Raw genomic sequence first — 15,310 nt, forward strand, 5'->3', positions numbered from 1 at the left:
TATTTAATTAAGCACGACAGAATTTCCCTTTAAAAAAAGGTAATTTCATCATTTTTATTATCGGGTGATTTTTCACTGCCATCATGCATGGCAACTTGCTCTAAGGTGGAATATGTCTGTTTAATATTATTAAGCCACTGATGTATATCTACCGGCTCTATAGGAAGCCCTTGGCTGAAATTGTATTGGCATTGTTGGAAGTTAGGGGCAAGTTTGTTCATATCATCAAATACATGGCCAAGTATTTGGCTAACTCTATCTTGGAATTGCAGCGATACCAGTACATCATCTATCGCCAATTGCACCGTGGTGTTTTCTTGTATTAGTTGGCTCGCATTGAGCATGATTTTCTCTCCAGCGACACTGTAATTTTCGATGACTTTTTTTATTGTTTCTTCAGCTGAGTTAATGATAAGGGTATCTTGTTCGGTAAATTCTTGGGTTTTAGTTAAGGTGTTTTGTAAGGTGGCATTAACTTGCTCAATGGTTTTGGTGATTCGGGCACCCGTTTCACCAGAGCGAGTTGATAAGGTTCTAACCTCATCGGCAACAACGGCAAATCCTCGGCCAGCTTCACCTGCACGCGCTGCTTCAATGGCGGCATTAAGAGCGAGTAAGTTAGTCTGTGAAGCTATCCCCGCAACTTCATCACCCATTCGGGAAAGCTCTTCAGCAATGGTGGATAAATTATTTATTTCACTTAAAATTTGATCACGACCTACCATGGCGTCGTGTAAAGATTGAATGATGGTATTTAATGACTGTTCCGATTGACTAATAATATGGGTTAGACCACCTTCGCCACTCATCTCGCCAGAACTATCTTGTGATGTTTTAATGGCTTCGGCTAATTGGTCCTTAATACAGGAAAAATTTGTTGCTAGTTTATTTATGTTTTCATCGCCTTGGTCCCTGGCCAATGATGTTTGTCCAGCCCAGACTGCAATGATTTGATGTGCTAAATCTAAATATTGTTCTATATGAATCTTGTCTTGCTTGTTTGTTGACGATGCTTGTTCCGCCTGTAATAGCTTTTGTTGGTATGCCATCGAGATTTTTTTTTGGAAAAAAAAACAAGCATAACCGGCAGAAATAACAACCACAGCAAGGATAATTGCTAATGTTATGCTTTGACCACTATCGAGTAAGGCGAGTAATACGCATATAGAGAGAATGAAAAAGCTAATATTTATTTTTTTTTGCATATTAATAAGCATTACTGTTCCTATAGATGATAGCGTGTGATTTATCATATATTCATAAAAAATTGACCTTAAACATAAAACTAAAAAGTTACGCTATAAATTAGCGTAGACAATGAAACTCAATAAAACAAGGCTTGCTAGTTATATGCTAAGTTATTTTATAATCTAACTATTGTATATATTTCATTCGTTTAGGTGCTTTCTCCGAGGAAATAGTCATAACAAAAGTTAGCTTATTACCGTTAAAACTGAGTATAATTCGGTCAAAGTTGTTTTGATGACCTCTTAATAGCAGCAAGGTTAGGCTGCTTGCGCAATGACAGCTTTATCGTTAGATTTTTTATCCTTCACTTTTAAATATATTCTGAGGAATTCTTCTTGAATAAATACTTAATATCCCCTCTATTGTTAACCATTTTTATTCAAGGTTGTGGTGGTAGTTCATCTAGTATTCCAGAAAAACCAGTAGAGCCAGTTGAATACAGCTTTTCTTTAACGTCACAATTAATCAACGATTGTGGCATCAGTAGCGCTTTTACTAAGGTTGAATTGTTACTTCAAGATGATACGTGGCAAACCATTGCTAGCTATAAACCCGATGAAAATGGTGTTATTAGTTTTGTGACGACAAATGAGTTTATTAACTATACCTTAGTGGCTGAAAATCAGCAGGGCAATGAAGCACAAGGTTTGAATGTGGTCAGTTTTTATCAAGCCAGTAGTGACACACCAGCGCATTATCAGGCTCAGTTCGATGACTTAATTGATAATGATACAAGCTGTGAGTGCGTCACGCAGGATCTAAATTTAGATCACGCTCCATTGGAAACGCTAGCATCGGTGACTAGTTCTTCTCACTTTGATAGTTGGCGGGTGATTAATAGCGAGAATACTTTATTTGAAGGCGTGCAAGTTTGCCGTACCATAGATGGTGATTGGCCATTACATTCATTTTCGGTAGAAGGTCTAGCTTTTAATCAAAAGCTGATTGCTGCTGGTAACTTTCTTGACCTTAATGTTGAGGCTAATATCGAAGGTGTTTGGTCATTATTTGCAAAGCTTCATGCAACTCCTTACGGGTTAACTCCACCATATCAAGAGGTCAGCAGTGAGCAGCTAATAAAAGGTGCTAAGCATTTTTCAACACAAGTAGCTGAAGGTGAGCAAAGCTTACTAGTTTTTGATAATCACATACATACCAGTGAAAATTATTATCAATCACAAGCCAGTGTAACCTTTGAGCTAAGTGGCTCTATTTTTGGTACTGCTGTTTCTAAGACTAAGCATCAAGTGATTTCAACCATTGCTGAGGTGTCTTTGGACGTGATGGCTGGTCAGTATAAACCGGCTTTCAACGAACCCTACTTTGATGAAATCAAAGAAGATGGTAGCTACGATTATAGTGCTATTTCTGGTTACCCTATGGCAATCATAAACTTCACTTTTAGGGCCACTGACCCTAAAACTGGTTTACCCATGCCGGCAAAGTGGACCTTTTATGGCCCTGAAAAAGGTCTATTAGCCATTAGTGCACCATTAACGGGTTATGACGATATTATTGATATTAAAACCAGCAAAAAATCCCAGGATGTGCAGTTAATTAAAAGTAAGATGGCCAATAATTACTCGGATTATATTAAATATTACCAAGCTAACAGTGCATTGGATCGGACTAATGATTTTGTTAAAGATATGACAGCAGCAGAGCTTAGGCTTAAATTTAATTAGCGCATTTTAGCCAGATTGTTTTCGTTATAAAAAAGCCTGCAATTGCAGGCTTTTTTGTGATTATCAATCTGATTTTTAGTTTTTATCGGTTTTATAAATATAACATAAGATTAAAATTTATAATCTAGCGTTAGGCTGTAACCACGTTCCGCTCCAGGATATTCACTGGCTGTTTGATAATCTTTATCGGTGAGGTTAGTTACTTTAGCGAATAAACTCAATTGATCATTTAGGCGGTAGTTTACCCCAACATCAAGTAAAGTATAAGCTTTAAGCGTCTTGTCTTCAGCGTTAGCGTTATCATAGCTACTACCTTGATATCTTACATCAAAAGTAAACTCTAACTGTCCAAGTGAATAGAAGAAGTTATAGTTAGCCGAAAAGTGTGGGCGTCTAGCTAGTTGCTTGCCTGTGGTTTTATCCTCAGCGTCAACATGGCTTAAGGTTAGTCTGTTACTCGTATCAGCTATATCTGCAGAAATAGTCGCTTCAGCACCTAGTATTTCAGCTTGGGCAATATTCTTTGGCTGCCAAGGACTAAAAGGGTCTGAGCTATCTACAGGTGCCCACTCGATTAAGTTATCAATATTGGTTTGATAAATAGACACTTCAGCCGAAAAAAAATCATTTTGATAACGGGTTAAAAACTCTGTGCTATCAGCTGTTTCTGAAACTAAGTCAGGGTTGCCTGAGAAAGGATAGTACAAGTCATTGAAGCTCGGCGCTTTAAAAGCAGTACCGTGACTTAAAGAGAAAAGTAACTGGTCGCTAACTTGGTAACCTGCAGCTAATTGATAGGTGGTTTCACCATTAATGTCACCTACTTTATCGTAACGCACTGAGGCTTCAAGTTTAATCTGCTCAATGTTATGACGACCGGTGACAAAAAACGCACTAGCATCGCGTTTGGTTTTGTCATATTCATTGTTGCTATCAATACTTTCACTATACCACTCAACGCCTGCGGTCACTTCTGATGAGTCAGCAAAGGGACGTTGTGCTAAAGCGGTTACTTGGTTTCGCGTTGTGGTGAATAAACTGTTTGGATTATTAAAGCCATTGTCATCATTGTAATCACTGTAGTTATCTTCATTGCTGTCTTGAGAGGTACTTAAACCCAATTGTAAGTACACTTGTTCAAGTTGCAGGTGATTTCTTAGCAAAAAATGATAATTTTCGTAACTGCTTTCGTCACCGCTATAAAGGGTATTAGTATCAATTTCTGTGGTGCCTTGGTCATATTGTGTGTTTAATTCAAGGGTATATTGCTTGGTAAATTGACTGGTACCAGCAAGACCTACAGATTGACGATCATAACCATCATCATCATTTTGGTCCACGGTAAACATGTTAGCGCCATTAGGCACAATAACATCAAAGCCATCTGATTTTTCAGCAGTTGCGGTAAATGTGTAGCTATGGTCTTCATTACCAAAACCTAGCGCTCCATAACCTTGGTATAAGCTATTACTACCAATTTTCACCCCTACTTGACCTTCACCAGGGCTTAAATCTCTAGTGAAAATTTGGATTACACCACCAACCGCATCTGAGCCCCATAATGCTGCTCTAGGCCCTCTGATTATTTCTATACGCTCAATTAATTGCACAGGAATATCAGCAATGCTTTTTACGCCAAGAGTAGCCGAGCCAACACGAACACCGTTCACTAGCACTAACACGTGATCTGAATTGGTACCGCGAATAAAGGCTGAAGATTTATGTGCAGAAGTACCTTGTGTGGTTATAGTAATACCAGCAACACGCCTTAGTAAGTCACTGACAGATAGCGGTTGAATTTGTTCAATATTTGCTCGGGTAAAAATGTCGACAGCAGCTAGGGTATCAAATTTATCTTGAATACTGCGGTTTGCGGTAACGACGATAGTTTCATCCGCTTTAAGTGTTTTATTAATCAGGGCAGTGTTAGTTTGCTCAGCAAAAGAAAGTGATGAGTAAAGTAGGCTGCTAATACTTAGTGCTATTAATTTTTTTTTCATGTTGTCCTCAGTTATAAGCACCCACCGTGCTTATAATGATTAATTTAATTTTAGGCCGGTCTCCGGACTTGAGTTACAAAAAACTGTAACTTACACCGTTGCGGGGGCAGTATTGGGTTAACAAGTTTCCCGTTTTACCTTCAGTTTTAGTCATGGTTATTTACCAATTATCATTAAAACTATCGGGCACCTAAAATAGGTATTATTGACTAGCGAATAGGCTAGTTATGTTTTTGTTGTAAAATCGTTCTTGTTTTATCGATTGCTGCACACAAATCTTTTAATGCCGTTAAGCTGCGTACCGTCATCCGATGCATAGCATCGGCGTCAGGTTGAATTATTTGCTTATTGGCTACTGCCGGTATCATTGGCCAATCTTGCCAATTAAAGCCCTCGCGCTCTTTTTGATTAACGGATAGTGGCTGAATAATGACTTGCACTGCCGCTGGTAGTACTTGCTCTATGCTAATTTGTGGATATGGTGTGATCACCTTGGCAAAGGGATTTTTGACTTTACAAATATTAAAAAATTGTTGTGGCCAACTGCCCTTGGCAACCGTTGTTAAGGGTCTTGACCACAGCTCGTAAAAGCCCGTTATTACTGTTTTATCTTGGTAAGTCATTATTATCTTTGCTAATTCAAGTTCGAACTTTTTCGCTACTCTTTCACCTTGTTCGCTATGGCCGGTCAGCTTAGCAAAGTGGCGAACTTCTTTCGCTATATCTGAAAAAATCAGGGGGTGGGAGTAAATAACGTTAAACCCCAGTTGCTCTAATCGTGCTAAGTCATCACTCGGATTGCCATTTTTCCAGGCGATAATTAAGTCAGGTTGCAACTCAATTACTCGTTCTAGTTGTAAACGGATATAATTACCTATACGCGGTATTTTTTTCGCCTGCTCTGGGTAGTCAGCAAAGGCTGTGGTACCAATAATTTGCTCACCGGCACCGACATCATAAAGCATCTCAACAATATGTGGGGCAAGGGCTATAATGCTTGGTTTGTTTTCTTCTTTAGATAGTTCTTTATCCAGTTCTTTATTAGTTTCTATACTCAGTTCGGCATAAGCTGAGCTTGAAATTAACAGTAAAGTTAACAGCAAAGAGGTTAATTTCATCGTATTGTTTCTGTTTGGTGATAAGTTGTGCAGCTAGCTCAGCAAGTGCTAGCTGCACGTTATTTTTAATGGCTGGAGTCGTATTTTACCAATCAATACCTTTTTGCGCTTTAATACCACTGTCAAAGGCATGTTTGATAGATTTTATTTCGCTAACTGTATCTGCCAGCTCTATGATGGCACGATGACAGGCACGACCAGTGATGATAACGTGCTGATGTTTAGGGCGATTGTTTAATGCGGTAATAACTTCATCTAAATCAATATATTTATACGACAACATGTATGTCATCTCATCAAGTAAGACCAAATCAATATTGGTATCGCTGAGTAACTCTTTACACTTAAGCCAAACCTGCTTGGCTGCAGCGATGTCTTTTTCTTTGTCTTGCGTATTCCAGGTAAAGCCTGTACCCATAACACTAAATTTTACCCCCGCATTTTCCAGCAGTTGTCGTTCACCACAAGCCCAGGTACCCTTAATAAATTGTGCAACTGCAGCATTAAGTCCATGACCGACGGCACGAGCGACAGTGCCAAACCCCGAGGTACTTTTGCCTTTACCATTACCTGTGATAACAATAAGTATGCCGCGCTCCTCGGTGGCACTATCAATGCGAGCATCAACTTTCTCTTTCATTTTTTGCATTCTTTGCTGGTGTTTATCAGTTATGTTGTGGTCAGTGGTTTTTTCATCAGTCATAGGGTTACCTCTGCTGTTCGTCTTTATTAAATATTAGTTTATTAAACGTTGATTTATTAATTTATCGCCCGAGAGCGATACATGATAAATAAGAAAAATATACTACCTAGTGCCGAAGTGATAATGCCAATTGGGATCTCCGCATGAGGCAGTGATGAGCGAGCAATAACATCTACCCATATAAGAAATATAGCGCCAATTAACGCACTGCCAATAATTAGTTTTAGTGTTGTCACTCCGACTAGCTGTCTAACAATATGAGGTATCATCAAGCCAACAAAACCAATACCGCCACAATAGGCCACTATAGTTGCGGTCAGGGCCGCACAAATGCCTAACATAAGTAAACGTAACTTATCGACATCAACACCTAAGCTGGCAGCACTTTCATCACCTAATAACAGCGCATCTATTTGTCTGTGTAGTGCAAAGACGGTAACTATTGCCACAATAAGAACACTAGCAATGACATAAAAATTACTCATTTCAACCCGCGCTAAGCTACCCATAAGCCAGAAAATAACGCGGTTGGTGGCAAAAGGTTCGCCAAAATATAAAATAAATTGAGTAATCGATGCCAGCATAAATGAAACCGCAACGCCAGCGAGCAATAATTGCTCCATGCGCTGCAGTACTTTAGCGATAAAGACTACAATAATGACGGCAAACAGTGCTCCTAGAAATGCCGCCAAAGGTAAGGCTATGGTGAGGTTATCGGCCAAGGTAATATTGGCGATGGTAGCGCCTAAGCCTGCGCCAGAAACAATACCAAAGAGATAGGGGTCAGCAAGCGGATTACGAGTGGTGTTTTGTAAAATCGCACCGGCAATGGCTAAGCCCATTCCTGCCACCAAGGCGACTAATACTCTTGGAATACGTATTTGCCAGATAATGACATTAGCGATGGGATTTTGGCAGTTACTGACTAAGCAGGTAATTAACTCAGCAGAGTCAATATCAGCAGGGCCAAAGGTTATTGCCGCCATTGCCGATAAAATAACTAAGACTAACAATCCCCATAAGGTAGTCGTAACTTTATTCATCAAGTGACTCCGAAAATTGACTATTTTGTCCATGAGACTCTGGTAAGTAGAAAGATACTTGGGTAGCACCTGTCATTCCATCGATACTTTGCTGACATGGTAAACCAAATACTTGGCTTAATTGCTTAGGTGCCAATACTTCTTCGGGGCTGCCATCACAAATTAATTGACCTTGATTTAATAATATTAATCGTTGGCAATATAAACTGGCCAAATTAAGATCATGGACTGTCATGATAACGGTGATATTAAGTTTGTTGACTAGTTGCAATACCTGATGTTGGTAATACACATCTAAATGAGTGGTCGGCTCATCAAGGATCAAGATTTGACTGGCTTGCACTAGTGCCCGAGCAATTAATACTCTTTGTTGTTCGCCACCGGATAGTTGATTAAAGTTAGTATGTAGCGCTTGCTCTAAACCCACTTTTTTAAGCGCTAAATTTATTTGTGCTTTGTCGTGATCGCTGTCTAAGGAAAAAAGCGTTTTGTGCGGTAATAAGCCCATTTTCATCACATCTTGCACAGAAAGCGCAAAAATACTGTCATTCTTTTGCATCACTAGGGCGAAGTGTTGGGCAATCTCTTTCGTACTATATCGAGTTATGGCACGATTTTTTAGTTTAACGCTACCGGTAACATTAGCGCTGGCGAGAATATTATTTTGATTTGTTATACAGCGTAGTAGGCTAGTTTTACCCGCACCATTGGGACCAATAATACCTATCACTTCACCTTTGCGGACATTGAAGTTAATGTTGTGCAAGATGGCTTTATTTGGCACCTGCCAACTTAGCTGAGAGATATTAAGGAGTGTCGACATAGTAAAATTCGTGTTTTCCCGCACGGTGATAAGTGAGCATAGTTTTTTTGGTTAGCTATCTGACTTTGAGGCGATATTTATCGGAAAACTGAATATCACTTCATTTACAGTTGCGGGCACAGCGATGGATTTTCACCATCTTCATAACACAAAAATTATTTAGGACGTGGATTCTAGCTTTATTTTATCTTATTAGCAAACTTTAGATGTTTAGACGGCTATTTGTTGTGCTGATGGAGCCTCCTACTTGAGTCCCTGGGTGATTTTTAGGAAATGTTTAGCACATTGTAAGTCTGATAATTTAACTAAGAGCAATAATGCAAATGATAATAATTTTCACTTAAAAAATAAATACTTAGTAACCGATGTTTAGCGGATTAATTCGATAATTCTGCTACTTTCTACTAGGATTTAAGGCAACTGAAGCAAAGTGTTTTTTAACTTATTATGTCGAGGTGTCAGATGAAAGGTAATGCAAAAGTTATAGCGAGTCTAAATGGCTTGTTACACAATGAATTAGCAGCAATTGATCAGTATTTTACTCATTCACGTATGTATCAAGATTGGGGTTTAGATAAACTCTATGAACAATTAGATCATGAAATGCAAGAAGAGATCACTCATGCCGATGCGTTAATAAAGCGTATTTTATTTCTTGAAGGCACGCCTAATTTAAAAGACCGTCGAGATTTACTTATTGGTAATGATGTTCCTAGCATGCTTAAAAATGACTTAATTCTGGAGATGGAAGTGGTAGCGGCATTAAAAACGACTATTAGCTTATGTGAAAGTGAGGGGGATTTTCAAAGTCGAGAAATTTTACAGAAACTGCTAGAAGATACCGAGGAAGATCATGTTTACTGGCTTGAGAAACAGCTTGGCCTTATCGACAAAATCGGCTTGCAAAATTATATTCAATCTCATATGGGTCAACATCTACCAGGGTAAGGGGAGTCATAATGAAAGGTAACAAACAAATTATTGCGCTATTAAATAGTGTTTTAGGTATTGAGTTAGTGGCAATTAATCAATATTTTTTACATGCCCGTATGTATAAAAATTGGGGCTTGGACAAACTTAATAAAGCCGACTACAAGCTTTCTATTGAGAAAATGAAGCAAGCAGATGGCTTGATTGAACGGATATTATTTTTAGAAGGTTTACCCAATTTACAAGACTTGGGACGTATACAGATAGGTGAGCACGCGACAGAAATGTTACAAGCAAATATGGAGTTAGAATATGTCTCTCGTAAGGCTTTACAAAGCTTAATCGAAGAGAGTGAAAAGCTGCAAGATTATATCAGTAGAGATTTAGCGGAAGATTTACTGGAAAACGTAGAAGAGCAAATAGACTGGATTGAATCGCAACAATATATTATTGACCATGCCGGTCTCGAAAATTACTTACAGTCTATGATGGCTTAGTCTTTGTTATGAGTTTCATCTAGTGATGAAACTAAAGCAGCTATTTTAAGCTACTTTGGGTTGTGCTTCAGCAATGTGTAATAGTCTTTTGTTCAATACCTGTTTAGTACATTGACAGCATTTCCCGCATTGCGAGCCGACATTGAGTTCATTAGTTAGCTGCTTCATCGTTTCTGCGCCATTATCTATTGCGGACTCTATTTGTCTGTCAGTGACCCCATGGCAAATACAAACGTACATACAACTCTCTACTTGAAAAATAACTCGTAATTTATGTTGCATATAATAACCTTAATGATAATAATTATCAATAAGGTTGTTTTGTAGGTAAATTAATACGTTAGTCTATTTGTACAAAAATATTGCAAGTCATGGGTGCTTTTTTAGCCAGAAGGCGATTTATTATCGTCCACTTTATTTGATTTAACAAAGCGAGTATTAATTTTATTGATTATAAAGTTTTACCATGTGGCAAAACCGCATTGGAGAAAATAATCCCCGCCACCAGTGACATAAATATTAAAAATGTTTGTGAGCCTAAATCGGGTACATTGAGCATATTCTGCCCTGAAACCGCACTATTGAGGCCTATATATACTTTAGAACCAGGGACTAGTACCACTAAACCGAGCAACCTGACAATGCTAGAGGGCAGGTTCATCACTCGTGAAAATAAGTTGCTATATAAGCCAAGGGCGAAAGCGCCAACAAATGCCCCTAAGGCCACGCCTAAATAAGTACTTGCCCAGATGCTAACACCAAAGGCAATATAGCCAGCAATCATCCCCCAAGGGGCATCCTTTAATCTGACTTTAAATAACACCACTAAACTTGCTGATAACGTTGTTACCGCTACCCATGAGGTCCACACTGGCATTGATTCGGGAGCAACAAACTCAGCGGTACCCCACATCAAGTTACCAAAGGCCATACCCAAGACGGCACCAAAATAAAGCTTAAATAACATCATGATACTGTCCATGATACGCGCCGTACCTGACATTAAATGTCGAGCGGCAAGTTCAGATAAACCAACCGTTAACGATAATCCGGGTATAAAAACTATAATGCTTGATAGAATGACCATGGGTATATTGATACTCGGGTCAAATATCGAGATGGCTGAGGCTAATAGCGATGCTGTTAGCGCCGCAATAGGCTCAAGTAATTCTGCCATACGGCGTGATCTTTCTGCCCACAGCACAAAAACAAAAATAACCCAGCCTAAGATAGCCGACCAGAATACATCGTGCCAACTGGTATGCATTAACATGGCAAAGGCGCCGCTTGAAGCGCCAAAAGCTAAAAAGGATAAAAAGGTGCCGTAAGGTGCGGGTTTATTTTTAACTTCGGCTAAACGGTCAATCGCTTCAGCTAAGGTGCGCTCACCATTGATTAATTCATCAACTAGCTCATCAATTCGCGCTAATGAGCCAAGATCTATATCTCCTGGGCTAACACGTACTAAATGATTATATTGCTGATCATCTTCATCATCGGATAAGATAAAGGTCAGCGACGTAGGCGTAATAATAAATGATGCGCGAATATCGAGAAATTTAGCAATAGATAAAAGGTTGTCTTCTAGGCGATAAGCGGTCGAGCCTAATTTATGTAAGGCTTTGCCTAATTTTATGATAAAACGACGTTTTTGGTAAAAATTATCGGTTTGCTGCATTGCGATATTTAATGGTAAGTGGCACTAAGTACTATGGTAATCGATTTTGCTAAAACAGGGTATAAAAAATTAACAAAAAGAGAGAAAAATGACATTAATAATTATTTTGGCTTGTGTCTTTTTAGCTATGTTCTTGATGGTTACTTTGGGTGAAAAATTTGGTAAACCCATGACCGATGAACAGCAAGCTAAGTACAGTAAAATTATACCTATATTGGTATTTGTATTAATAATCGCGGCTATTATCAGGGCAATGCTTTAAACCGCCTTAAACGACTTTATTGCCGAATCATCATCAGGTAAAATCTAATCATAATGGTTATTACCTATACATAGAGAGCTTTTGAAATGCAGCAACTGCCTAAACTAGATTTAAAAAACAAAGTATCAGCACCAGAGTGGCAATTACGTGTCGATTTAGCGGCTTGTTATCGATTAGTACAAATGCATGGCTGGGATGATCTTATTCATACTCATATTTCGGCGCGTATTCCCGGTTCCGAGCATATTTTGATCAATGCCTTTGGTTTGGCCTTTGAAGAAATAACCGCCTCAAATTTGGTGAAAATTGATATTGATGGCAATCTTATGGATAAAGATTGTCCGTTTGAGATCAACCCGGCAGGCTTTACTATTCATAGTGCCGTACATCAAGTACGTCATGACGATATCTGCGTCTTGCATATACACACCAATGAGACTATTGCCGTAGCCAGTGTCGAAAAAGGTTTATTACCAATAAGCCAGTATTCCATGTTTGCTTTAGCCTCGATGAGTTACCACGATTATGAAGGGTTAGCGGTTAACGATGAAGAAAAGCTTAGATTGCAAAATGACTTAGGGGATAAAAACTTTATGTTATTGCGTAACCATGGCGCCTTAACTATGGGTAAGACCATAGGCGATGCTTTTATGCATATGTATGATTTAACCCGTGCCTGTCAGATACAGTTACAAGTGATGGCAACAGGTATGCCACCTATTTATGCCCCACAAAGTATTATTGATGGCATTAAAGCCCAAGCCAATATTGTTCATCATGGCGAAACCGGCGGTCAAAAAGCGTGGCCAGCCATGCTACGCCGAGTATATCGAAATGACCCAAGTTTTGCCCTTTAGCGAGTTGCTGTTGCGCTATTCTTAATCACAATATTAACCGATGTTATTAATTAGCTCATTTTAGTATTTTTGTTTTACTACTAAAGCATTTAAGCTAAATTGTAATAACTATGGCTCATCATTTTTAACTAATTACAGACAAATTAATTAGGGCTAAGCTTTGATTTTCTAGCCAACTTACCAATAATAATTGAGAGATACATGAAAATTACCCACGTTGAAGTTTTTGATATCCATTGCCCTAAGCGCATTGGCTGGAATCCTGTTTTTATCCGTATTCACACCGATGAAGGTATTAGCGGTGTTGGTGAGGCGGGTTTAGCTTATGACTGGGGTCATAGTGCTGCTGCTGCCATGATTAAGGAAATCAGTGAAGCGATACTTATAGGCTTTAATCCTTTTAATACTGAGCTTTTATGGTCACGCATGTTACGCGAAAGTTTTTGGGGCTTAGGCGGCGGACCCGTTTTATATTCAGCGATGAGTGCTATTGATACCGCACTATGGGATATTAAAGGCAAGGCTTTAGGTGTGCCGGTGTACCAATTACTGGGTGGTAAGGTCAATGATAAATTACGAACTTATGCCAGCCAACTCCAGTTTGATTGGGACACTGAAATTAAAAAATTAATTGAGCCTGAGGAATATGCTGAGGCGGCGTTAAAAGCCGTGGCACAAGGTTATGACGCGGTTAAAGTTGACCCAATAGTATATAACGCTGATGGTAGTTCTTCCTTTGACCGCACTAAACTATTTACTAAGCCGCAAATGCGTCTATTTGGTGATAGGTTGCGTGCTATTCGTGCTGCGGTTGGTGAAGATGTTGATATTATTTTTGAAGCTCACTCTCTGATGGGCGCGGCATCAGCGATTCAAATGGGTAGAATTGTCGAAGAAGTCGGCTGTATGATGTACGAAGAGCCCGTTAATTTTTTAAACCCGGCAGTGCATAAAAAAGTAGCCGATAACGTTAATGTCCCCATGGCTGGTGGAGAACGCTTGTATCATAGATGGGATGTAAGACCTTATTTTGAAGATCAAAGCATTGATGTTTTACAGCCAGATATTGGTTTGTGTGGTGGTTTTACCGAAACGAAAAAAGTCTGTGACTATGCCGAGGTTTACGATATTCGCATTCAGGCACATGTATGTGGCGGTCCTGTTGCAACAGCAGCCTCATTGCATTTAGAAACCGCTATTCCAAACTTCTTGATTCATGAGCATCATACCTATGCGACTAAAGACTGGAATAGAGAGTTATGTCTACAAGACCCGCAACCCGTTGATGGTTTTTTCCAAGTAACGGAAGTACCGGGTATTGGTATTGAACTCAATGATGCTATTGTGAAAAAATCGCCAAACGTTACTATTAAGTAGGTAGTTAAGTAGGTAGTTAAGTAGGTAGTTAAATAGGCCATTCAATCGTTAGCTAAATAGCATTTTTAACTGTTTTGTCAGCTTATTTAAGCGTTACTTACAATTGGTAAATCTTAAGCGCATTGTCATACAGCAATGCGTTTTTTTCTTTTTTACTACACTGTTTAATCAAGGTGGACTCGAGAATATCTCGCCAATAGTCTTGATAGCTCTTGTTACTTAGCTTATTACCTACCTCACTTCCTACGCCATTACCGAGCTTCTTACCTACCTTATTAGCGAGTAAACACAGCGGAAAATTACTGGCTAACATCACCCGTTCAATTGAAAACGCACCAATACAAAAGTTGCTAACCGCTGAAAACCAAGACATTTTATATTGTCGGTCGGTCATCTCCCAGCCTGAGCACTTAATAAATACATTAGAGTATTTGGCTAGTGTAGTTATATGTTTTTGCCATAAGCGCCATGCATCACTATTAATATCTGTTGGCGGGAAGCCGGCATGATTGATAATAAAGCTAAGCTGGCTATTATTGGCGATAGTTTGCCTTAATAGTGGCATGACTTCTTTGGCACTTTCATCCGCCAATGATAATTGCAGCTCAAAGACTAAGTTGCTTACTTCATTAAGGCGGGCGAAATTACGCAGAGTGTTGTGATTCGCTAAGGTACTATAAGCTTGCTCATCAAGAATATGGCGAACACCAATCATACTTGCGTGTTGCTGTAATTTGTCTAGCGTCTGGTTAAAGTCTAATGGTGTTGTTAATAGGTTGATGCTGGCAACTGTTCGACTCTTTTGACATGAGCCGCTTTCCATGGCTAAGTTATCAAGGTATTCAAGTTCACGCCAAGGTTTAGTATTGTCAAAGCCCGCTTCAATATGAACAAATCCCGCTAACTTTATTTTATCCTGGGTTAATGAACTGGTTAAATTATCAATAGCCAAGTCTTTAATAGTAAAATCGCGCTGCAGCAGAGACTTATCTGGCCAAAAGGGTGGGTTTTCACTGTTAAGCCAGTGATAGTCACCGAGTGAACGATTAAATAAATGTAGGTGTGGGTCAATGATATTAATAGTCATAG

The 15,310-nt window shown here is 39.1% G+C and carries 15 protein-coding genes and 2 riboswitches; of the genes, 6 read left to right on the forward strand and 9 right to left on the reverse strand.

Annotation, left to right across the window (positions count from 1 at the left end):
• Window positions 1–29: 29 nt before the first annotated feature.
• A complete protein-coding gene (locus tag ASU03_RS04245; protein WP_057830617.1) occupies window positions 30–1,217 on the reverse strand; it encodes a methyl-accepting chemotaxis protein in 1,188 nt (395 codons plus the stop codon).
• A 366-nt stretch (window positions 1,218–1,583) separates the two neighbouring features.
• Between ASU03_RS04245 and ASU03_RS04250 the strand changes: the two genes are divergently transcribed.
• Window positions 1,584–2,933, forward strand: a complete 1,350-nt coding sequence (locus ASU03_RS04250; protein WP_057830618.1) for a hypothetical protein — start codon at window positions 1,584–1,586, stop codon at window positions 2,931–2,933.
• 110 nt (window positions 2,934–3,043) lie between these two features.
• Here ASU03_RS04250 and ASU03_RS04255 read toward each other — a convergent pair whose 3' ends face one another.
• The 5 genes from ASU03_RS04255 to ASU03_RS04275 form a co-directional block, all read right to left on the reverse strand.
• Window positions 3,044–4,933 (reverse strand): TonB-dependent receptor domain-containing protein, encoded by a 1,890-nt coding sequence (locus ASU03_RS04255; RefSeq protein WP_057830619.1) that lies wholly within the window; start codon window positions 4,931–4,933, stop codon window positions 3,044–3,046.
• Between the two features lie 36 nt (window positions 4,934–4,969).
• A riboswitch (cobalamin riboswitch) is annotated at window positions 4,970–5,142 on the reverse strand.
• A 12-nt stretch (window positions 5,143–5,154) separates the two neighbouring features.
• Window positions 5,155–6,051, reverse strand: a complete 897-nt coding sequence (locus ASU03_RS04260) for a cobalamin-binding protein (protein ID WP_057830620.1) — start codon at window positions 6,049–6,051, stop codon at window positions 5,155–5,157.
• Between the two features lie 85 nt (window positions 6,052–6,136).
• A complete protein-coding gene (gene cobO, locus ASU03_RS04265; protein WP_057830621.1) occupies window positions 6,137–6,754 on the reverse strand; it encodes a cob(I)yrinic acid a,c-diamide adenosyltransferase in 618 nt (205 codons plus the stop codon).
• Window positions 6,755–6,810: 56 nt separating this feature from the next.
• Window positions 6,811–7,797: a FecCD family ABC transporter permease gene (locus ASU03_RS04270; RefSeq protein ID WP_057830622.1), complete on the reverse strand. Its 987-nt coding sequence runs from the start codon at window positions 7,795–7,797 to the stop codon at window positions 6,811–6,813.
• Window positions 7,790–8,620: an ABC transporter ATP-binding protein gene (locus ASU03_RS04275; protein WP_057830623.1), complete on the reverse strand. Its 831-nt coding sequence runs from the start codon at window positions 8,618–8,620 to the stop codon at window positions 7,790–7,792. The genes ASU03_RS04270 and ASU03_RS04275 overlap by 8 nt, the downstream gene beginning before the upstream one ends.
• Before the next feature lie 44 nt (window positions 8,621–8,664).
• A riboswitch (adenosylcobalamin-variant (AdoCbl-variant) riboswitch) is annotated at window positions 8,665–8,775 on the reverse strand.
• A gap of 307 nt (window positions 8,776–9,082) precedes the next feature.
• Between ASU03_RS04275 and bfr (ASU03_RS04280) the strand changes: the two genes are divergently transcribed.
• Together bfr (ASU03_RS04280) and bfr (ASU03_RS04285) are read left to right on the forward strand one after the other, a co-directional pair.
• Window positions 9,083–9,568, forward strand: coding sequence for a bacterioferritin (gene bfr / locus ASU03_RS04280; protein ID WP_057830624.1), 486 nt, complete (start codon window positions 9,083–9,085; stop codon window positions 9,566–9,568).
• 11 nt (window positions 9,569–9,579) lie between these two features.
• A complete protein-coding gene (bfr, locus tag ASU03_RS04285) occupies window positions 9,580–10,047 on the forward strand; it encodes a bacterioferritin (protein WP_057830625.1) in 468 nt (155 codons plus the stop codon).
• 45 nt (window positions 10,048–10,092) lie between these two features.
• On the opposite strand, the gene ASU03_RS04290 is transcribed toward bfr (ASU03_RS04285), so the two are convergent.
• Both ASU03_RS04290 and ASU03_RS04295 read right to left on the reverse strand, forming a co-directional pair.
• Window positions 10,093–10,287, reverse strand: coding sequence for a (2Fe-2S)-binding protein (locus tag ASU03_RS04290; protein WP_057830993.1), 195 nt, complete (start codon window positions 10,285–10,287; stop codon window positions 10,093–10,095).
• A gap of 211 nt (window positions 10,288–10,498) precedes the next feature.
• Window positions 10,499–11,725, reverse strand: a complete 1,227-nt coding sequence (locus ASU03_RS04295; protein WP_057830626.1) for a threonine/serine ThrE exporter family protein — start codon at window positions 11,723–11,725, stop codon at window positions 10,499–10,501.
• A gap of 88 nt (window positions 11,726–11,813) precedes the next feature.
• Here ASU03_RS04295 and ASU03_RS21040 point away from each other — a divergent pair, with 88 nt between their 5' ends.
• The 3 genes from ASU03_RS21040 to ASU03_RS04305 all read left to right on the forward strand — a co-directional run bounded on the left by ASU03_RS21040 (window position 11,814) and on the right by ASU03_RS04305 (window position 14,221).
• Window positions 11,814–11,987 carry a hypothetical protein gene (locus ASU03_RS21040; protein ID WP_197411193.1) on the forward strand — a complete coding sequence of 58 codons (174 nt, stop codon included), beginning with the start codon at window positions 11,814–11,816 and terminating at the stop codon, window positions 11,985–11,987.
• Window positions 11,988–12,073: 86 nt separating this feature from the next.
• Window positions 12,074–12,844 (forward strand): class II aldolase/adducin family protein, encoded by a 771-nt coding sequence (locus tag ASU03_RS04300; RefSeq protein WP_057830627.1) that lies wholly within the window; start codon window positions 12,074–12,076, stop codon window positions 12,842–12,844.
• 201 nt (window positions 12,845–13,045) lie between these two features.
• Entirely contained in the window at window positions 13,046–14,221 is a 1,176-nt protein-coding gene (locus ASU03_RS04305; RefSeq protein ID WP_057830628.1) for a mandelate racemase/muconate lactonizing enzyme family protein, read from the forward strand.
• Between the two features lie 97 nt (window positions 14,222–14,318).
• Here the strand turns inward: ASU03_RS04305 and ASU03_RS04310 are convergent, their stop codons facing one another.
• Window positions 14,319–15,308, reverse strand: a complete 990-nt coding sequence (locus ASU03_RS04310; RefSeq protein ID WP_057830629.1) for an amidohydrolase family protein — start codon at window positions 15,306–15,308, stop codon at window positions 14,319–14,321.
• Window positions 15,309–15,310: the final 2 nt, after the last annotated feature.

Source organism: Colwellia sp. TT2012, from assembly GCF_001440345.1.
GTDB lineage: Bacteria > Pseudomonadota > Gammaproteobacteria > Enterobacterales > Alteromonadaceae > Colwellia.